Annotated in this window: 18 protein-coding genes; 13 read left to right on the forward strand and 5 right to left on the reverse strand. The window is 64.7% G+C overall.

Annotated features, from left to right (window positions below; genetic code table 11):
- Nucleotides 1-14: 14 nt before the first annotated feature.
- Both ACEN88_RS08455 and ACEN88_RS08460 read right to left on the reverse strand, forming a co-directional pair.
- A complete protein-coding gene (locus tag ACEN88_RS08455; protein WP_413338712.1) occupies nucleotides 15-521 on the reverse strand; it encodes a hypothetical protein in 507 nt (168 codons plus the stop codon).
- A gap of 14 nt (nucleotides 522-535) precedes the next feature.
- Nucleotides 536-1039, reverse strand: coding sequence for a hypothetical protein (locus ACEN88_RS08460; protein WP_413338714.1), 504 nt, complete (start codon nucleotides 1037-1039; stop codon nucleotides 536-538).
- 189 nt (nucleotides 1040-1228) lie between these two features.
- On the opposite strand from ACEN88_RS08460, the gene rpsO reads away from it, so the two are divergent.
- From rpsO to ACEN88_RS08480, 4 genes are all read left to right on the forward strand, one after another.
- Nucleotides 1229-1498, forward strand: coding sequence for a 30S ribosomal protein S15 (gene rpsO, locus ACEN88_RS08465; RefSeq protein WP_056137414.1), 270 nt, complete (start codon nucleotides 1229-1231; stop codon nucleotides 1496-1498).
- 225 nt (nucleotides 1499-1723) lie between these two features.
- Nucleotides 1724-3823: a polyribonucleotide nucleotidyltransferase gene (gene pnp / locus ACEN88_RS08470; RefSeq protein ID WP_413338717.1), complete on the forward strand. Its 2100-nt coding sequence runs from the start codon at nucleotides 1724-1726 to the stop codon at nucleotides 3821-3823.
- A 151-nt stretch (nucleotides 3824-3974) separates the two neighbouring features.
- Nucleotides 3975-4250, forward strand: a complete 276-nt coding sequence (locus ACEN88_RS08475; RefSeq protein ID WP_413338719.1) for a type II toxin-antitoxin system Phd/YefM family antitoxin — start codon at nucleotides 3975-3977, stop codon at nucleotides 4248-4250.
- An 8-nt stretch (nucleotides 4251-4258) separates the two neighbouring features.
- A complete protein-coding gene (locus ACEN88_RS08480; protein WP_413338721.1) occupies nucleotides 4259-4579 on the forward strand; it encodes a type II toxin-antitoxin system RelE/ParE family toxin in 321 nt (106 codons plus the stop codon).
- Between the two features lie 78 nt (nucleotides 4580-4657).
- Here the strand turns inward: ACEN88_RS08480 and ACEN88_RS08485 are convergent, their stop codons facing one another.
- The gene (locus tag ACEN88_RS08485; RefSeq protein ID WP_413338723.1) at nucleotides 4658-4864 is read right to left on the reverse strand and encodes a hypothetical protein; all 207 of its coding nucleotides are present in this window, start codon (nucleotides 4862-4864) and stop codon (nucleotides 4658-4660) included.
- Between the two features lie 243 nt (nucleotides 4865-5107).
- Here ACEN88_RS08485 and ACEN88_RS08490 point away from each other — a divergent pair, with 243 nt between their 5' ends.
- Entirely contained in the window at nucleotides 5108-5305 is a 198-nt protein-coding gene (locus tag ACEN88_RS08490) for a hypothetical protein (protein ID WP_413338725.1), read from the forward strand.
- 23 nt (nucleotides 5306-5328) lie between these two features.
- Nucleotides 5329-5703: a hypothetical protein gene (locus tag ACEN88_RS08495; protein WP_413338727.1), complete on the forward strand. Its 375-nt coding sequence runs from the start codon at nucleotides 5329-5331 to the stop codon at nucleotides 5701-5703.
- Here ACEN88_RS08495 and ACEN88_RS08500 read toward each other — a convergent pair.
- Together ACEN88_RS08500 and ACEN88_RS08505 are read right to left on the reverse strand one after the other, a co-directional pair.
- Complete coding sequence (locus tag ACEN88_RS08500) at nucleotides 5700-7112, reverse strand: sensor histidine kinase (protein ID WP_413338729.1); 1413 nt, start codon at nucleotides 7110-7112, stop codon at nucleotides 5700-5702. The two genes, ACEN88_RS08495 and ACEN88_RS08500, sit on opposite strands and share 4 nt — an antisense overlap.
- The gene (locus ACEN88_RS08505) at nucleotides 7109-7789 is read right to left on the reverse strand and encodes a response regulator (RefSeq protein WP_413338731.1); all 681 of its coding nucleotides are present in this window, start codon (nucleotides 7787-7789) and stop codon (nucleotides 7109-7111) included. The genes ACEN88_RS08500 and ACEN88_RS08505 overlap by 4 nt, the downstream gene beginning before the upstream one ends.
- Nucleotides 7790-8138: 349 nt before the next feature.
- Between ACEN88_RS08505 and ACEN88_RS08510 the strand changes: the two genes are divergently transcribed.
- The 7 genes from ACEN88_RS08510 to ACEN88_RS08540 form a co-directional block, all read left to right on the forward strand.
- Nucleotides 8139-9326: a porin gene (locus tag ACEN88_RS08510; protein ID WP_413338733.1), complete on the forward strand. Its 1188-nt coding sequence runs from the start codon at nucleotides 8139-8141 to the stop codon at nucleotides 9324-9326.
- A 33-nt stretch (nucleotides 9327-9359) separates the two neighbouring features.
- Nucleotides 9360-10382: an ABC transporter substrate-binding protein gene (locus tag ACEN88_RS08515; protein ID WP_413338735.1), complete on the forward strand. Its 1023-nt coding sequence runs from the start codon at nucleotides 9360-9362 to the stop codon at nucleotides 10380-10382.
- Nucleotides 10383-10467: 85 nt separating this feature from the next.
- Entirely contained in the window at nucleotides 10468-12699 is a 2232-nt protein-coding gene (locus tag ACEN88_RS08520) for an ABC transporter permease (RefSeq protein ID WP_413338737.1), read from the forward strand.
- Between the two features lie 22 nt (nucleotides 12700-12721).
- Nucleotides 12722-13762 (forward strand): ABC transporter ATP-binding protein, encoded by a 1041-nt coding sequence (locus ACEN88_RS08525; protein ID WP_413338739.1) that lies wholly within the window; start codon nucleotides 12722-12724, stop codon nucleotides 13760-13762.
- A 37-nt stretch (nucleotides 13763-13799) separates the two neighbouring features.
- Nucleotides 13800-15425, forward strand: coding sequence for a methyl-accepting chemotaxis protein (locus tag ACEN88_RS08530; RefSeq protein ID WP_413338741.1), 1626 nt, complete (start codon nucleotides 13800-13802; stop codon nucleotides 15423-15425).
- 22 nt (nucleotides 15426-15447) lie between these two features.
- On the forward strand, nucleotides 15448-16476 hold the full coding sequence (locus tag ACEN88_RS08535; protein WP_413338743.1) for a type I phosphomannose isomerase catalytic subunit: 1029 nt from the start codon (nucleotides 15448-15450) through the stop codon (nucleotides 16474-16476).
- Nucleotides 16477-16932: 456 nt separating this feature from the next.
- Nucleotides 16933-17768, forward strand: an 836-nt coding sequence (locus tag ACEN88_RS08540) for a secretin N-terminal domain-containing protein (protein WP_413338744.1), incomplete at its 3' end; no start/stop codon positions are given.

Below are 17768 nucleotides of genomic sequence, written 5' to 3' on the forward strand. Positions count from 1 at the left end.
GCTGCCGGCGCGGATCAGCGGCGGCGGAAACGGTCGTCGTACAGCGGGTCGGGCCCGTTGAGCATCTGGCGCACGACGCCCTGCGCATCGAAGTGCACGTTCATCATCGAGTTCCACACTCCCGCTTCCTTGTAGCGGTACGACCAGACTTCGTAGTCGTGCGCGTACACCCGCGACACCTCGGCGGGACGGCCGAAATTGCGCAGGATGTCGTCCTTGGTCCACCGGTCGACTTTGACCTTGCCGAAGTTCTCGCTCGTGAGGACCTGGTCGTACGAGACGAGGCGGCCGTCCGGGCCGATGCGCGCCATGTACTGGAACTGGCCCATCGGCTGGCCACGGTATTCGAGTACCTGGCCGCCGGCGGGATCCGGATAGACGGCGTTCGGCTGCCCGAGCTGCGCGGTGACGGCGGTCAGCGGCGCCCCGATCGGCGGCGGCTGGCGCAATATCGTCGTGCAGCCTGACAGGACCAGCGCCAGGGCGGTCGCGCACAGGGTCGAACGGAGCGGGGTCATCATCGCGATCTCCTGGGTTACAGGCCCTTCGAACGGTCGTCGAGCAGCGGATCCGGTGTGTCGTCCGTGCGCCGTACTTCGCCGCGGACGTTGAAATAGATGTTCCTGTACGAGTTCCAGATGCCGTCCTGCTTGTAGCGGTACGACCAGACTTCGTCACCCGTCGCGCGGTCGCGCGAGACTTCGGCGGGGCGGCCGAAGGTGCGCAGGACGTCGTCCTTCGTCCAGCGCGCCGGCTGCACCTTGGCGAAGTTCTCGCTGGTGAGCGCCTGCTCGTACGCCACGAGGCGGCCGTCGGCGCCGATGTGTGCCATGTGGTTGTACTGGCCCATCGGCTGGCCGCGGTATTCCAGCACCTGGCCGCCGGCGGGATCGGGGTAGACGGCGTCCGGCTTGCCCAGCTTCGCGGTCACGTCGGCCAGCGGCGTGCCGGCCGGCGGCGTGCGGTTGAAGGTCGAGCAGGCGGACAGGGACAGGGCGATGCCCAGGACGGCGGCGGTGCGGATGAGAGTGATTTTCATGTATTTACGGTTCAGCGGGCATGCCATTGTGGCATCGCCAACCTCCCGATTTTAACGGAAGCGGCGGAAAAACTGGCCTCGCCCGCGCTTTTCCCATATACTTCCCGGTCTTGGCCTCCGGGCCAGGTTTTTTATCAATTCACGGTGCGCTGGGTTCCGACTCTTGCACCGCATGTGAAAGGCAACATCATGACCGTAGAAAACATCAACAAGGCCGCGATCATCGCGGACAACGCACGCGGCGACAAAGACACCGGTTCGCCGGAAGTCCAGGTTGCACTGCTGACCGCCCGCATCAACGAACTGAACGGCCACTTCAAGGAACACCAGAAGGATCACCACTCCCGTCGTGGCCTGATCATGATGGTCAACCGTCGTAAGAGTCTGCTGGCTTACCTGAAGGCCAAGGATCTGAACCGTTACCGCGACCTGATCGCCAAACTCGGCCTGCGTAAGTAATCAGCAGTTCCCGAGCATTGCGCCAGACGGCCCAAGCTTCGAAATGCCTGCGTCAGTTTCACTGTCGCGGGCATTTTTCGTTTTGGCCGTCGTTGAGTTTTTCTTTGAAGTAAGTCGGGGTCAGAGCACAACCGTGAACACCGTGCTCCGACCCCGGAGGAAAAAATGTAGTTGAGGTGAACGACAGCGCCTGAAAATCTGTCGGCAAATAGAAAGGGATTACCCATGTTTAACAAAGTTACGAAAACCTTCCAGTACGGCGACCATACCGTCACCCTCGAGACCGGCGAAATCGCCCGTCAAGCCAGTGGCGCCGTCCTCGTGTCGGTCGAAGACACCGTCGTCCTTGCGACCGTCGTGGCCAAGAAGGATGCCAAGCCAGGCCAGGATTTCTTCCCGCTGACCGTCGACTACATCGAGAAGAGCTACGCCGCGGGCAAGATCCCCGGCGGCTTCTTCAAGCGTGAAGGCCGTCCGTCGGAGAAGGAAACGCTGACGTCGCGCCTGATCGACCGTCCGATCCGTCCGCTGTTCCCGGAAGGCTATCTGAACGAAGTCCAGGTAATCATCCACGTCCTGTCCGTCAATCCGGAAATCGATCCGGACATCCCGTCGATGATCGGTGCCTCGGCCGCCCTGTGCGTGGCCGGCATCCCGTTCAACGGCCCGATCGGCGCCGCCCGCGTCGGTTACGCGAACGGCCAGTACATCCTGAACCCGACCACCACCCAGCTCAAGACCTCGCAGATGGACCTGGTCGTCGCCGGTACCGAGCACGCCGTGCTGATGGTCGAATCCGAAGCGCAGCAACTGTCGGAAGAAATCATGCTGGGCGCGGTCGTCTACGGCCACGAGCAGATGAAGGCCGTCATCGACGCGATCCACGCGCTGGTCGAAGAAGGCGGCAAGCCGGAAGTCGAATGGGCGCCGGCACCGAAGAACGAAGAGCTGATCGCCCGCGTCACCGCGATTGCTGAAGGCAAGATCCGCGAAGCCTACCAGGTCCGCGACAAGCAGGCCCGTACGCAGAAGCTGAAGGAAACGACCGCGCTGGTGCTGGCCGAGCTGGGCGAAGGCGTCGACAGCGTCGAAGTCGGCAACATCCTGTTCGACATGGAAGCCAAGGTCGTGCGTTCGCAGATCCTGGAAGGCGAGCCGCGCATCGACGGCCGCGACACCCGCACCGTGCGTCCGATCTCGATCCGCACGAGCGTCCTGCCGCGCACCCACGGTTCCGCGCTGTTCACCCGCGGCGAAACCCAGGCCCTCGTGATCGCCACGCTGGGCACCGGCCGCGACAGCCAGAAGATCGACGCGCTGATGGGCGAGTACACCGACGACTTCATGATGCACTACAACATGCCCCCGTTCGCCACCGGTGAAACCGGCCGCGTGGGCACGCCGAAGCGCCGCGAAATCGGCCACGGCCGCCTGGCCAAGCGCGCGCTGGTCGCCGCGCTGCCGTCGCCGGAAGAGTTCAGCTACTCGGTCCGCCTGGTGTCGGAAATCACCGAGTCGAACGGTTCCTCGTCGATGGCCTCCGTCTGCGGCGGCTGCCTGGCACTGATGGACGCGGGCGTCCCGATGAAGGCCCACGTGGCCGGCATCGCGATGGGCCTGATCAAGGAAGGCGGCAAGTTTGCCGTCCTGACCGACATCCTGGGCGATGAAGACCACCTGGGCGACATGGACTTCAAGGTCGCCGGCACCACCGCGGGCATCACCGCGCTGCAGATGGACATCAAGATCCAGGGCATCACCAAGGAAATCATGCAGGTGGCACTGGCGCAAGCCAAGGAAGCGCGCCAGCACATCCTGGTCGAGATGCAGAAGGCCGTGCCGTCCGTGAAGACGGAACTGTCCGACTTCGCCCCGCGCCTGATCACCATCAAGATCAATCCGGAGAAGATCCGTGACGTGATCGGCAAGGGCGGCGCCGTCATCCGCGCGCTGACCGAAGAAACCGGCACGCAGATCGACATCACCGACGAAGGCATCGTGACCATCGCGTCGGTCGACGCCGCCGCCGGCCAGGAAGCCAAGCGCCGTATCGAAGAGCTGACCGCATCGGTCGAAGTGGGCAAGACCTACGACGGTACCGTGCTGAAGCTGCTGGACTTCGGCGCCATCGTCCAGGTCATGCCGGGCAAGGACGGCCTGCTGCACATCTCGCAGATCGCCAACGAGCGTGTGAACGCCGTCGCCGACTACCTGAAGGAAGGCCAGCAAGTGCGCGTGAAGGTCCTCGAGACCGACGAGCGCGGCCGCCTGAAGCTGTCGATGAAGGCAGCGGCTGCGGATGACGCGGCGGCAGCGGCGCAGTAAGCCGCTGCCGGCTGTTCAGCCAAGTAAAACCGCCAGTGCGTGAGCCTGGCGGTTTTTTTTATGCGAATCGCAAGCATGGTTAATAGTGCCAAATTCGGTACTGGATTTAGGTATGCCGTGTTACGATGCCGTCATCGACTGTGGAGGCCTCATGAACGTTGTGCAAAATATTCAACCCATCAGCTTCCTGAAAACGAACACGAGCGATGTCGTCAAGCAGGTGCAGGAGACGCGCGAGCCGGTGCTGATCACCGTGAACGGCAAGGTACAGGCCGTTATCCAGGATCCCTTGAGCTACCAGACAATGCAGGACCAGCTGACGATGCTCCGCATTCTTGCGCATGGCCAGAAGCAAATCGAACAGGGCAAAGTGACCGATCATGATGATCTGTTCGCGCAGTTCGAGGCGGAAGACAGGGAAAGCTGAACGACCTCATGCAAATTATCTGGACCGATGCCGCGCGCGACGATCTTCTCGAGATCCGCGAATACCTGAAGCGTTCCCAGTCTCCGGCATTCGTCAAAAAGGTAACGGAACAGATCCGCGATGAGGTCGGGTCACTCAAGGAGTGGCCTTCCAGGGGCCTCCTTGTGCAGGAACTGGAGGAGCTTCAACTGGATCAGTATCGCGAGCTTCTCGCGGGGCAGCATCGCATCATCTTCGAGCGCGCGAGTGAAGCGTTGTACGTTCACATCGTCTGCCATGCGAGGCGCGATCTCGAGGCGCTGCTGCGGCGCCGGCTGTTGGCGGGGTAGGTGGTTCGTCTGCCGGTAAAAAAAACGCCAGTGCGTGAACCTGGCGTTTTTTTTCGTCCGGTGCGGGCATTTTGCGCATCAGGCCGCCAGCTTGGCTTTCTGCGCAGCGGTCAGGCGCTTGCCGACGATGACGATCGTGATGGCCGGGCCGGTCGGCGCGGTCGGGGCGGCGGCGCGGGCTGCCACTTGCAGCGGCGCGACGGGGGCGGCGAAGGTGTTCGAGACGCTCACGGCCACGACCAGGGCTGCGAGGAAGATGGCTTCCATGTTTTTAGCGATGTTCATTCTCTGTTCTCCGTTTCGTTTGACTGTAAGCACATTATCGGAACCGATGAGATATAAATCCAATTTCAAGTTCAAATACTCGGCATTACTTCTGGGAATGTCTTGTCGGGCGAACACAGGTTAGATATCACGATAGCGAATAATTTGATCGAAGTTCATGAATAAACACATGGCCACGGAACCGTCGGCCCGCGCCCGTGCACATATGCCCAGTGCCGACCAGGCAAGCAACGACTGGACATCATGGACAAACTCTTCTTCATCCAACACTTTTTCTCCAAGAACCCGCCGGGGAAACCCGACCGGCATCCGGCCTTCGCGTCGTTGAGCGACGGGCAGCTGGTGGCGACATCGCGCGGTCCGGCCGCGCGTCGCCATGAGGACGATGTCGATTGGGGCCGCATGCGGGGCCTGCCCAGAAAAGGCGGAGAGACGCCATAACCACACATCCGAGGGGCGCAAACTTGCAAGATGACGCCGGCACTGCCCGGATCACCGCGCTGCTGCGCGAACTGGTCGCGCTGACCGGCCAGGACGAGGGCGGCGTGCCGGTCCTCGAGCTCCGGTTCGGCGACATCCTGACCCGTACCGCCCTGCATGCGCGGGACAAGAGTCACCTCGTGGTCACGGCAATGTTGCCGCCGTGCGGTGACGGGGGATACCCGCCGCCGCATGTGGGGGACCTGGAAATCCTCCGGGACGCGGACGACGGCCGCTACATCGGCTTGCGCATGGTGCCCGTCGGCGCGCTGCCGGACGAATGCAGCGTGATGGATGCGATCCTCGCGACGTCCGACATGGCATCGGCCTGGATGGCGGCGTGGCGCCGGCGCGCCTAGTCGGCGGGGGCGGCCAGGCGGTTCGCGAAGAGGACGCGCGCCTCCAGTCCGGTGACCGCGCCCGCCATACCGCAGTTGCACAGGGTGAGTTCCGCGTGCATCGAGTCGGCGATTTCGGCGCAGATCGCGAGGCCCAGGCCGCCGCCTTTCGAACTGTGGGCGGCGGCGAACGGTTCGAACACGCGCATCTCCTGCTGGTCGGGGATGCCGGGACCGGAATCCCAGACGCACAGCAGGGCACCGTCGTCGAGAGGCGCCACACGAATGCCGAGGCGGGACTCGGCCGGCGTGTGGCGGATCGCGTTGTGCAACAGGTTCGACACCATTTCGGCGGCCATCCAGTGACGGCCCTCGACCCAGACGTTGCCGGCGTCCAGCTCGAAATCGAGGTTCTTGTCCGAGATTAGCGGCGACAGGTCGATCGCCACGTCGCGCGCCACGTCCGCCAGGTTGCACCGCTCGCGCGTGGACTTGCCCCGCAATTGCTCGATCCGGGCGAGCGACAGCAGCTGGTTCGCCAGCTTGGTCGCGCGCTCGACCGTCGAACGCATTTCGCGCAGCGCGAGTTCCGGCTCGATGTCGCCGCTCAGCCCCGATTGCAGCTGCGTCTGCAGCACGGCCAGCGGCGTGCGCAGCTGGTGCGACGCGTTCGCCACGAAGTGCTGCTGCAGGTCGACGATCCGGTGCAGCCGGCCCATCAACTGGTTCAGGGCCGCCACCACCGGCCGCAGTTCGCGCGGCGCGGACGCGCAGTGGAGTGCCGACAGGTCGTCCTCATGGCGCGCATCGAGTTGCGTGCGCAGGCTGTCGAGCGGGCGCAAGGCCAGCGTGACGACGGCCATCGTCACGCCGGCCACGACCGCAAGCAACAGCGTCTGCCCAAGCACCGCACTCCACAGAATGTCGCGCGCCACCTCGCGGCGATACGACAGCGGTTCGGCGATCTGGATGATCAGATCGTCTTCCGGGTGCTGCAGTTTCGATGGTTGCGCCAGCGCGGCCACGCGCACCGGGGCGCTGCCATAGGTGCTCTCGTACACCTTCAGCAGGGTGGGCGCTTTCGGCCACCGCGCGCCGCCGGGGCGGAACGTCGGCAAGTCCTGATCGCCGGCGATATACCTGCCGTTCCGGTCGCTGATCTTGTAAATCATCCGGGTGGAAAACCCGGCTTCGTAGACTTCCAGGGAGGCGAAGGCCACGTTGGTGAGCAGGTGACCATCCTCCACCGCGATATTGTTGCCGATCGAATACGCGGTGGTCACCAGCATGCGGTCGTAGGCGGTGTTGGCCGAATCGAGCGCATGCAAGTACAAATGAATGGCGTTGAGGACGATGAACAGGGCGATCGGCGCCAGGATGCCGGCCAGCAGATAGCGGCGCAGCGAACGGTCGCGCAGCGCGAACTTCATGCGGGCCGCGCGGTTTCGGGTCGCAGGAGGTAGCCGACGCCGCGCAACGTCATGATCTCGGTCTGGGTCGCCATCAGCTTCTTGCGCAGGCGGTGGATGACCACCTCGATGGCCTCGACCTGGACGTTGGCGTCGTCGGGAAAGACCACCTGCAGCAGGCGTTCGCGATTGACGGCGTGGCCCGGGCGGGCGATCAACGCCTTCAGCAGGGCCTGCTCGCGGGGCGTGAATTCGAGCGGGGCCTCGCCGTTGTAGAACGCGCCCGAACTGCGTTCGAAGCGCAGCCTCCCGCATTTCTGCATCGACTCTTCCCCATTTCCCTTGCGCCGCAGCTGAGCGTGGATCCGCGCCTCCAGCTCTTCCAGGTCGAACGGCTTGGCGAGGTAGTCGTCGGCGCCGGCGTTCAGGCCCGCGACCCGGTCGCCCACGGCGCCCCGCGCGGTCAGCACGATGATCGGGACGCCGATCGACAGGGCGCGGGTGCGCTGGAGGATGTGCAGGCCGTCCAGGTTGGGAATGTTCAGGTCGAGGATGACCAGGTCGTTCGTTTCTTCGCGGATCTGGCGGAAGGCATGCGTGCCATCGGCGCAGGTGGTGACCTGGAAACCGCGTTTGTCGAGTGCGCGGGCCAGCGCTTTCGACATGTCGGCGTCGTCTTCCACAAGCAGGATTTTCATAGATCGTCGGGTCGTTGAGTAGTCGGAATACCGCGAACACTGCTGTTACATCCCGGAATTTACTTGTGCACGAGAAAAAATGGAAGGCGAATGAACTTTCCGGACGGAAAAAGGTACTTACTGAAAGCCAATTGAAAGGAGGCTGAAAGCCAGCCGCAAGATTGGCGCCGTTTTGCGGCACTGCAATATCGCAATTTAAAAATTGCTTCAATACACTGCGTCCAAGTCGAGCGTCACGCCGTCCCCCCCCGGCGGGCACATCGATGCAGGGCCGGCCGTGCGAAGGTCCGCACAGCCGGCTTCCATAACGAGGGATGGGCGCTTACCCGAGCGCCTTACAGGAGATGAAATGAAAAAAAATATGATCAGTGGTATCGCCCTGGCGGCGTCGATGGTGTGCATGTCGGCGGCGTACGCCGAGCCGATCATGGCGGCGGGTCCGGTGCATTTTGCGGTCTCCGGCGTGGGCGATGCCCAGTTCGAGTACGTCGACGCGGTCGACGCCGCGGTGCCGGCCCAGGACAAGCGCGGCCGCTTCCGGGTCAGCAACGTCAGTTCCGAGCTGGCCTTCCGCGCCTCGGTGGACCTGGGCAACGGCATGACCGGCCTGGCCAACTTCACCACCGGTATTGCCGCCGACAACGGCAACGCCAACACCACCGGCGGCATGTTCGGCAGCGCGAAGGACGTGTATGTCGGCATCGCGTTCGCCGACGTCGGTACCGTGAAGCTGGGCCGGATGACGGCGGCGGCACGCTGGAACAGCGGCACCGCCGACTTCTCGCCGATGGGCGCGGGCCTGCAGGACGACCAGGGCATGCTGTCCGGCGCCAGCGGCCAGTCGGCCGTCGGTCCGCAGTTCAACGTCCGCTTCGACAACACGCTCGCGTTCGAATCGGCCAGTTTCGGCGGCCTGTCGGCGCGCGTCTATTACAGCGCCAACGAAGGCAAGAGCGCCGTGGGCACGACCAACAGCCCGCACCTGAACGACGGCAGCTTCAGCCTCGGCCTGCAGTACGTCCACGGCCCGCTCGAGCTGCGCGTGTCGGGCGAACAGCGCAACGACAAGGGCACGCTGAACGGCACCAACGACCACAACACGCGCGACCGCGACTTCCGCTTCGGCATGCGCTACACCCTGCCGGACGGCACCATCCTCGGCCTGGGCCACGACCGCATGCGCCTGTCGGACGCCAACGCCACCGGCACGGCGAAAAGCCTGCTGACCAAGCACGGCACCGTCATCTCCGCCAGGCACGCCTTCGGCAAGCACGTCGTGTACGGCGGCTATGGCGTGGGCAGCGACGTCCACTGCGAGTACGGCAACGGCGCCGCCTGCAACGGCAACGATACGGGCGCCCGCAACGCCGTCATCGCCTACCAGTACGTGTTCAACAAACAGATGATGTTCGAAACCTTCGCCGCCATCGTCAAGAACGAGGCGCGCGGCCGTTATGACTTCGATTCCGGCGGCGTCGGCCCTGCCACCGGCGCGCAGTCGCGCGCCATCGGCGCCGGCCTGCGCTACGCCTTCTAAGCCATTCCCGGCAGTACTTAAAACGGAGACAACATGAAACGATTTATCGTGGGCGCCCTCGGGGCTCCCCTGCTGGCGCTCGCCGCCGGCCCGGCCAGCGCCGCTGGCGGCACCCTGAATCTGATCTGCGGCGTGCAGGTCGAATGGTGCAACCTGGTGCAGACCACGTTCTCGCGCGAGACCGGCATCAAGGTCAACATGGTGCAAAAGGGCGCCGGCGAAGCGCTGGCGCAGATCGCCGCCGAAAGCGCCAATCCGAAAACCGACGTGTGGTTCGGCGGCACGGGCGATCCGCACCTGCAGGCGGCCGAGAAGGACCTGACCCTGGCCTACCAGTCCCCCAACATCAACCTGTTGCGCGACTGGGCGGTGGAGCAGGCCAAGCAGGCCAAGTACAAGACGGTCGGCCTGTATTCCGGTCCGCTCGGGTTCGCCTACAACACCGAGTTGATGGCGAAGAAAAAGCTGCCGGTCCCGATGTGCTGGATGGACCTGATCCAGCCGCAGTACAAGGGCGAGATCCAGATGGCCAATCCGAATTCCTCGGGGACCGCCTACATGGCGATCGCCACCCTCGTCCAGCTCACGGGCGAAGACAAGGCATTCGAGTACCTGAAGAAGCTGCACAAGAACATCAGCCAGTACCCGCGCTCCGGCACCGGGCCGCTGAAGAACGTGTCGCATGGCGAGAACACGATCTCGATCAGTTTCGTGCACGACGTGCCGGGCGAAGTCATCCAGGGTTTCCCGGTGAAGAGCGTGACGCCGTGCGAAGGGACCGGCTACGAAATCGGATCGATGTCGATCGTCAAGGGCGCGCGCAATCTCGCCAACGCCAAGCGGTTCTACGACTGGGCGCTGACCGCGAAGGCGCAGGAACTCGGTGCGGCGGCCAAGCAGTTCCAGCTCCCCTCGAACAAGGCCGCGAAAGTCGATCCGCGGGTGCCGGACGTCTCGCACATCAAGTTGATCAACTACGACTTCGCGAAGTACGGCAAGGCGACCGAACGCAAGCGTCTGCTCGAGCGCTGGGAAAAGGAAGTCAACGGCGATTGACGCCGGTGCCACCGAGGGAGCGGTGCCCCACCGGCACCGCTCCGATTGCAATATTTGGCCCCGGCCTGGGGATCGGAAAACAATCATGAAACAAAAAACCTGGTTTGGCGGTGTCCCGGGATGCTGGGCCATGCTCGCCATCGCGGCGTCGGGACTACTGCCCTGGTACGGTGTGCCTGACGATTTCAAGTGGCTGCGCGACTTCGGCGCGATCTTCAGCGACGTCGGCGCGGCCAACGCCTGGCTGCAGGCCGCTGCGTTCCAGCGTCCGTGGCTGTTCCTGCCCCTGGTCGCGCCCGTCGTCGCGCTGGGCGGCCTGCTCCTCCGTGCGCGGCGCGCACAGGCGTTCGTCCTGCTGGGCAGCGCCGGGGTGGGGTTGGCCGGCATGCTCGGCGCGGGCTACGCGATCGGCGTGCAAGGCTGGGTGTGGCCGTCGCTGCAGGCGGGCGCGCTCGAGCTCGCGGTCGGCCAGTTCGGATTCGGCTGGGGCGCGGCGATCGTGCTGGTGTCCCTGCTGGTGCTGCTGGGGGTGGGACTCGCCCGCCTCGGCTATTTCCAGGGTAACGAATTCGTCGCCGGCGCCGTCGTCCTGTGCGCCGCCGCCTTGATCCTGTTCATCGCCGAGCCGGTGCTCAAATCGCTGAGCGGCGCCCTGTTCGACGAAGCCGGGCAGCTCAGCGCGACCGAGGCCTGGGCGCGCCTGTCCAGTTCGCGCGTGTGGAGCCTGCGCTGCGTCAGCGGGGCGCAAAGCTGCGGCGTGGCGTGGAATACGCTGGGCCTGGCATTGGCCACCGCCACCGGCACCACGGTCCTGGGCACCTTGCTGGCGCTGCTGACCGAGCGCGCGCTGGTACGCGCCAGGCCGCTGGTGCGCGTGATGTCGATCCTGCCCATCGTGACGCCGCCGTTCGTGGTGGGCCTGGGCCTGATCCTGCTGTTCGGACGCGCCGGACTCGTCAACGAGGCGCTGGAACAATTGTTTGGGCTGGAGCCCTCGCGCTGGTTCTACAGCGCCAAAGGGGTGTGGCTGGCCCAGATGATCGCGTTCACGCCGATCTCGTACCTGATGATGCGCGGCGTCACGCAAGCCATCGCGCCCACGCTCGAGGAGGCGGCGCAAACCCTGCGCGCCAAGCCGATGTACGCGTTCATCTCGATCACGCTGCCGCTGCTCGGGCCCGGCCTGGCCAACGCCTTCCTGGTCGGCTTCATCGAGTCGATGAGCGACTTCGGCAATCCGATCGTCGTGGGCGGGCAGTTCTCCGTGCTCTCGACCGAGATCTTCTTCGCCATCGTCGGCGCGCAGATCGATCCGGGGCGCGCCGCGTCGTTGGCGCTGATCCTCAGCGCGTTCGCGCTCGCCGTCTTCGTCCTCCAGCGCAAGGCGCTCGGCAAGGGCAGCTATACCAGCATGTCGGGCAAGGGCGACAACGGCATTCCGCCCGCGCTGCCCACGCCGGTCCGCCGCGTCGCCATGGGTGTGGCCGTGCCATGGCTCGCCTTCACCGCCATCATCTACCTGTTCGCGTTCGCCGGCGGTTTCGTCAAGCTGTGGGGACGCGACTTCAGCCTGACGTTCCAGCACTTCCACACCGCGTTCGGCATCGACTGGAACGGCGGCTTCGCGCTGACCGGCGCCGCGTGGCAATCGCTGCTGACGACGTTGCGCCTCGCCGGCGCGGCCGCGCCGGTGACGGCCCTGTTCGGCCTGCTCGTCGCCTACCTGCTGGCCCGCGTCAAGTTCCGCGGCCAGAACGCGTTCGAGTTCGGCGCCTTGCTGGCCTTCGCGGTCCCCGGCACCGTGCTGGGCGTGGCGTACGTCACGGCATTCAACGTGCCGCCGTTCGAACTGACCGGCACCGGCCTGATCATCATGGTGTGCTTCGTGTTCCGTAACCTGCCGGTCAGCATCCGCGCCGGCACGGCCGCGTTCAAGCAGATCGACAAGAGCCTCGACGAGGCGTCGAGCATGCTGGGCGCGTCGACGCCGACCACCCTGCGCCGCGTCATTCTTCCGCTGCTGCGCCCGGCGCTGGTCACGTCGCTCGTGTATTCCTTCGTGCGCGCCATGACGACCGTGTCGTCCGTGATCTTCCTGGTGAGCGCCGAGAACGAGCTGGCCACCACCTTCATCATCGGCCGGGTCGGCAACGGCGAGTACGGCGTGGCGCTGGCCTATTGCACGGTGCTGACGCTCTTGATGCTCGCCGCCACCGGGCTCATCCAATGGATGGTGGGGGAGCGCTCGCTGGGACGCCGCAAGCGCCAGCAGGAACAGCAGGAAGACACGGCGCAGGCAGCGCCGGTGATCTCATAACGAACAAAAACGAGGAGCCATCATGAAGCCCGGAATCGAATTCAAGAACATCACCAAGGCCTACACCAAGAACGGCGCCCTGGCGGTCAAAGGCATCAACTTCACGGTGCCGAAGGGCACCCTGACGACCCTGCTCGGCCCCTCGGGCTGCGGCAAGACCACGACCCTGCGCATGATCGCCGGCCTGGAAAGCCCGACCGGCGGCCAGATCCTGATCGACGGCGTCGACGTGACCACCCTGTCGGCGGCGGAGCGCAACGTCAGCCTGGTCTTCCAGAGCTACGCGCTGTTCCCGCACATGAATATTTTCAATAACGTCGCGTACGGCCTGACGGTGGCCGGCGTGGACCGCGAGCGCACGAAGGAACGCGTCAACGCCGCGCTCGACACGGTGGGGTTGAAAGGTTTCGGCACGCGCTGGCCGGGCGAGTTGTCCGGCGGTCAGCAGCAGCGCGTGGCGTTGGCGCGCGCTCTCGTGCTGGAGCCGGCCGTGCTGCTGTTCGACGAACCGCTGTCGAACCTGGACGCGCGGCTGCGGCGCCAGATGCGCGACGAAATCCGCGCGTTGCAGCAGCGCCTGCAACTGACCGTGGCCTACGTCACGCACGACCAGAGCGAAGCGCTGGCGGTGTCGGACCAGATCATCGTCATGCGCGACGGGCTGATCGCGCAGGCGGGCTCGCCATCGGACCTGTACGAACGCCCCAACAGCGAGTTCGTGGCCGGCTTCATGGGCGAGGCCCTGCTGTTGCCGGCCAATGTGACCCATGGCGGCGAGGTGCAGCTGGGGCCGCTCTCCTGGCGCGCGCCGGATGCCGTTCCCACTGGACGGGCGCTCGTGGCGGTGCGGCCCGAGGCGTGGATCGTCGGCGATCTCGGCCAGTACGGGCTGGCGGCCAGGGTGCGCAAGGCCACCTATCTCGGCGGCTTCTACGAGTACACGCTGGATACCGAAATCGGCGAGCTGTTCGTCGTCTGCCCCCACGTCGACCGGTCGCGCAACGTGGCCGACCCGGTCAGCCTGGGCATACACCAACGCGGCGTGTCGGTGCTGCGCGCGTGACGGCCTGTTGACATTCACCGCCACCGGGAGAGCTCTCATGCGCGCAATCGTCAATCTTCATATCGGCGCGAGGCTCGCGCTGGGTTTCGGCCTCGTCCTGTTGTGTGCAAGTGCCTTGCTCGGCATCGGGCTCGGCAACATGGGCGTATTGCAGAGCGATACCGAGCACATCGTCGGCAGCCGCCTGGTCAGCCTGAACGGCGCGCTGCGGATGCGGCATGCCGGCGCGGAGATCGCGCTGGCCATGCGCCGGATCGCCGCGCCCACGGATGGGAAAGAGGGCACCGACGCGGCCGCCGCGCTGGTGCGCCTGCTGGGCGACTACGACGAGGCCGAGCGGGCCTTGCAGCATGGCGCGGTCGACGCGGACGCCCTGGCCGAGGTGCGCCGGCGCAAGCAGGCGTTGATGCCGTCGCTGCGGAATATCCAGTCCACCGCCGCGTCGGGCAATCTGTTCGATGCGGCCGTGATGCTGAAAACCGATTTCGCGCCCAGGTACGCGGGCTGGATCGACGCGCTCGACACCCTGGCCAATGCCGAGCAGGACGCCATGGCGCGCACCCGCGACCACTCGCGCACGCGCTACCGCACGGCGCAAGTCCACATGCTCGGCGCCGGCCTGGCGATGCTGCTCCTCGGCGCGCTGTGCGCGGTGTACATCACGCGGTCGATCACCACGCCGCTGCGGCGCGCGGCGCGCATCGCCGACACCATCGCCGGCGGCGATCTCCACGTGGCGATCGACACCGGCGGCAAGGACGAGGCGGGCCAGCTGATGCGCGCCCTGAAGCTCATGCAGCAGAACCTGTTCGCGGCGATCGCGCAGATCACCGCCGGCAGCGAGCACGTGCTCGTGGCGTCGCGCCAGATCGCCGAGGGCAACCTGGATTTGTCGACGCGCACCGAACAGCAGGCGGGCACGCTCCGCCAGACCACCGCCGCCATGGCGCGCCTGGAGGACACGGTCGGCGGCAACGCCGAGAATGCGCGGCAGGCACAGGAACTGAGCACGGCCGCGTACGCCTGCGCGCAGCGCGGCAGCGAGGTGGCCGCGCGCGTGTCGGACACGATGGGGTCGATCAAGGCAAGTTCGGACAGGATCGTCGACATCACCACGGTCATCAATTCAATCGCGTTCCAGACCAATATCCTCGCCCTCAACGCGGCCGTCGAGGCGGCCCGCGCCGGTGAGGCCGGCCGCGGTTTCGCCGTGGTGGCGGCGGAGATCCGGGAACTGGCGCAGCGTTCGGCCGGGGCGGCGCGGCAGATCGATACGCTGATTCGCGACTCGGTGACCCAGGTCGACGCCGGCCATGCGCTGGTCGGCGAGTCCGCCGCGACCATGGACCAGATCGTCAAGGCCGTGCGCCGCGTTGCCGAGCTGGTCAGTCAGATTTCCGCGGCCAGCGCCGAGCAGGGTGCGAGCATCGGCGGGATCAGCGTCGCGATCGGCCTGATGAACGGGATGACGGAGCAGAATGCCGCGCTCGTCGGCGAAGCTGCCGCGGCCGCGGAAAGTTTGCGTGAACAATCGGCCCGGCTGGCCGAGGCGGTGGCCCGCTTCCATATTGCCGGAACAAGCGCGACGCAGGCGGCACCGCAGCGCCAGATTACGTCGCGGCGATTGAATCTCAATACAGCCGATTGTCCTGTCGCGGAATAAAAATCCGTATTCGGCGACTGACATGCATATTTGCCAGTCGACAAAAAAAGATATCAACATTATCTCGCGAACGATGTCGGATTTATATCCCCTGATATTCAAAAGTATATACAAGGATAAAATATGGGGCGGGCGAAAGTTATTCAGCCATCTCGCCAGGGACTGCCCGCCCGGGTCGCGTTGCGGCGAGTCGTGGGAAGTGTGCGGACTGCCGTCGGACGATTCGCTGGTGAAAAATGGCGCGCTGGCCGGTACTTCGCTTTCGGCTTTACTGATGGATTATCGGGAATGCCTTGTCGGGAAAACCCCGTATGCGCGCTTTGGTAATCGTTTTCCCTTGCTCGTCAAATTCATCGACGCCGCCGACGATTTATCGATCCAGGTGCATCCCGGCGATGTGCTGGCCGGTATGAAACACGATTCGCCGGGAAAAACGGAAATGTGGTACGTGATCCAGGCCGATCCCGGCGCGACGCTGATTGCCGGGTTCAATCGGCCAGTCAGTGCCGCCCTGTGCCGCGAAAGATTCGAATGCGGCCGGGTCGACGACATCCTGAACCGTCACGCCGTCGCGGCGGGCGACGTGTTTTTCCTGCCCGCCGGCAGGGTCCACGCCATAGGGAAGGGCGTCCTGATCGCCGAGATCCAGCAGGCGTCCGACGTGACCTACCGGATCCATGACTACGACCGCGTCGACGCGAATGGACGCCGGCGCGCGCTGGACACGGACAACGCCATCGCCGCACTGGATGTCGGTGCCGATCAGGATTGCAGGCTCGCGTATCAGGAAATCCTGAATGCGCCTGCCCGCCTCGTGCACTGCGAGCATTTCACGGCCGATATATTGGCGTGTTCCGAAACGGTCGTGCGGAATTACGCGTTCGACTCGTTCGTTATCCATGTCTGCGTACATGGAGCCTATACGATCGATTATGGCCGGGGGCGGCTGGACGTGCGTATCGGCGATTGCGTCCTGATTCCCGCGGCAATTGAATCCGTCAATCTGGAAACAGAATCGGGATTCAAGTTACTGGAGTGTTTTATCGTTTAAGTTTTTTCGCGGTTTCCCTCTTTTTGGGTCGTATTCGGCCCTGTCTGTCCTTATCGCTTTTACCGGCGAGGCGCATTTATTTACTAAACAAGGTTCATGCTGTGGCGATAATGCGTCATTCCTTAAAAAGCATTGAGCTTTATCAAAAAATCTTGAGTTTATTTTTGTGCCCGAGGTAGACTACGCAACGAATTAATTGTTTCCTTGCCGAAATTTTCTCGCTTCCAGCATGACTGAATCCGGTTCGTGTTGGAGCGGATTTCGGCGAATTGCCGCGCCGATGTCGAGCGAGCGAAAAGCGCATCGAATACCGTGAGAAACCATAGCCGGAAGCATTTTGAGCCGGCATTGGGCGGCTAAAAAGTGGTAGGAGTTACAATGATGTTGTGCGCTAACATTTTCTGTCCCGGCCTTGGGACGAGCTCGAGATTCTGGCGGCGCGGGACGCTGGCGCTGATGACGGCGACCACGGTGGCGACGTCGCTCTGGGCACCTGCCGCGCACGCCGCAGTCCCGGCGGGCTGGAAGGACCACGGCTTCGCACTCGATACCGCCGGCATGCCACTGCACCAGGTGCTGGAGCGGTTCGCCACCGAGTACGGCGTGGAGGTCGTGTTCGACGTGCCGGATCGCGCCGTGAAACAAGAAACCCTGCGCGCGAGTGGCGGCGCCGACCTGCTGGACCGGTTGGCGCAGGCCTGCCGCTTCCGCTGGTTCGTCTACGGCGACACGCTGCATATCGTTCCCCGCGAAGACAATGTGTCGATGCGCCTCGAGCTTGGCGCGAACGCCGTGCGGGATGCCAGGGGCGTGCTGGCCGGCGTGGGTTTGTACGAGAGCCGCTTCGGCTGGGTGGAACTGCCGAAGGAAGGCGCCGTCGTCATCAGCGGGCCGCGCGAGTACGTCCGCCTGGCGCGCGAGGTCCTGGTGCCCGCCCGGCCAGGCGACGCCATGAACGACATGCAGCCGATGGTGTTCCGCCTGAAGTACGCCGGCGCGACCGACCGCGTGATCACCGCCCGCGGCAGGACGGAAACCATCCCCGGCATGAAGACGATCCTGTCGAACCTGCTGGTCGGGCAGCCGGCCTCCGCCTCCGTGCAGGCCGCCGACGCCGGCCATCCGCGCATCGACGCCGACCCCTCGCTTAACGCCGTCATCATCCACGACGCGGCCGGCAAGCGCGCCATGTACCAGGCACTCATCGAGCAGCTCGACGTGTTGCCGCGCCAGGTCGAAATCGACGCGCTGATCGTCGACGTCGACCGGGACAAGCTGCCCGGCCTGGTCGC

The organism is Massilia sp. CT11-108 (genome assembly GCF_047302915.1).
Taxonomy (GTDB): domain Bacteria; phylum Pseudomonadota; class Gammaproteobacteria; order Burkholderiales; family Burkholderiaceae_D; genus Telluria; species Telluria orientalis.

Excerpts from the sequence above, each read along its gene's own strand:
- ACEN88_RS08455 (WP_413338712.1), bottom strand. The coding sequence starts at position 521 with ATGATGACCCCGCTCCGTTCGACCCTGTGCGCGACCGCCCTGGCGCTG.
- ACEN88_RS08460 (WP_413338714.1), bottom strand. The coding sequence starts at position 1,039 with ATGAAAATCACTCTCATCCGCACCGCCGCCGTCCTGGGCATCGCCCTG.
- rpsO (WP_056137414.1), top strand. The coding sequence starts at position 1,229 with ATGACCGTAGAAAACATCAACAAGGCCGCGATCATCGCGGACAACGCA.
- pnp (WP_413338717.1), top strand. The coding sequence starts at position 1,724 with ATGTTTAACAAAGTTACGAAAACCTTCCAGTACGGCGACCATACCGTC.
- ACEN88_RS08475 (WP_413338719.1), top strand. The coding sequence starts at position 3,975 with ATGAACGTTGTGCAAAATATTCAACCCATCAGCTTCCTGAAAACGAAC.
- ACEN88_RS08480 (WP_413338721.1), top strand. The coding sequence starts at position 4,259 with ATGCAAATTATCTGGACCGATGCCGCGCGCGACGATCTTCTCGAGATC.
- ACEN88_RS08485 (WP_413338723.1), bottom strand. The coding sequence starts at position 4,864 with ATGAACATCGCTAAAAACATGGAAGCCATCTTCCTCGCAGCCCTGGTC.
- ACEN88_RS08490 (WP_413338725.1), top strand. The coding sequence starts at position 5,108 with ATGGACAAACTCTTCTTCATCCAACACTTTTTCTCCAAGAACCCGCCG.
- ACEN88_RS08500 (WP_413338729.1), bottom strand. The coding sequence starts at position 7,112 with ATGAAGTTCGCGCTGCGCGACCGTTCGCTGCGCCGCTATCTGCTGGCC.
- ACEN88_RS08505 (WP_413338731.1), bottom strand. The coding sequence starts at position 7,789 with ATGAAAATCCTGCTTGTGGAAGACGACGCCGACATGTCGAAAGCGCTG.
- ACEN88_RS08510 (WP_413338733.1), top strand. The coding sequence starts at position 8,139 with ATGAAAAAAAATATGATCAGTGGTATCGCCCTGGCGGCGTCGATGGTG.
- ACEN88_RS08515 (WP_413338735.1), top strand. The coding sequence starts at position 9,360 with ATGAAACGATTTATCGTGGGCGCCCTCGGGGCTCCCCTGCTGGCGCTC.
- ACEN88_RS08520 (WP_413338737.1), top strand. The coding sequence starts at position 10,468 with ATGAAACAAAAAACCTGGTTTGGCGGTGTCCCGGGATGCTGGGCCATG.
- ACEN88_RS08525 (WP_413338739.1), top strand. The coding sequence starts at position 12,722 with ATGAAGCCCGGAATCGAATTCAAGAACATCACCAAGGCCTACACCAAG.
- ACEN88_RS08530 (WP_413338741.1), top strand. The coding sequence starts at position 13,800 with ATGCGCGCAATCGTCAATCTTCATATCGGCGCGAGGCTCGCGCTGGGT.
- ACEN88_RS08535 (WP_413338743.1), top strand. The coding sequence starts at position 15,448 with ATGCATATTTGCCAGTCGACAAAAAAAGATATCAACATTATCTCGCGA.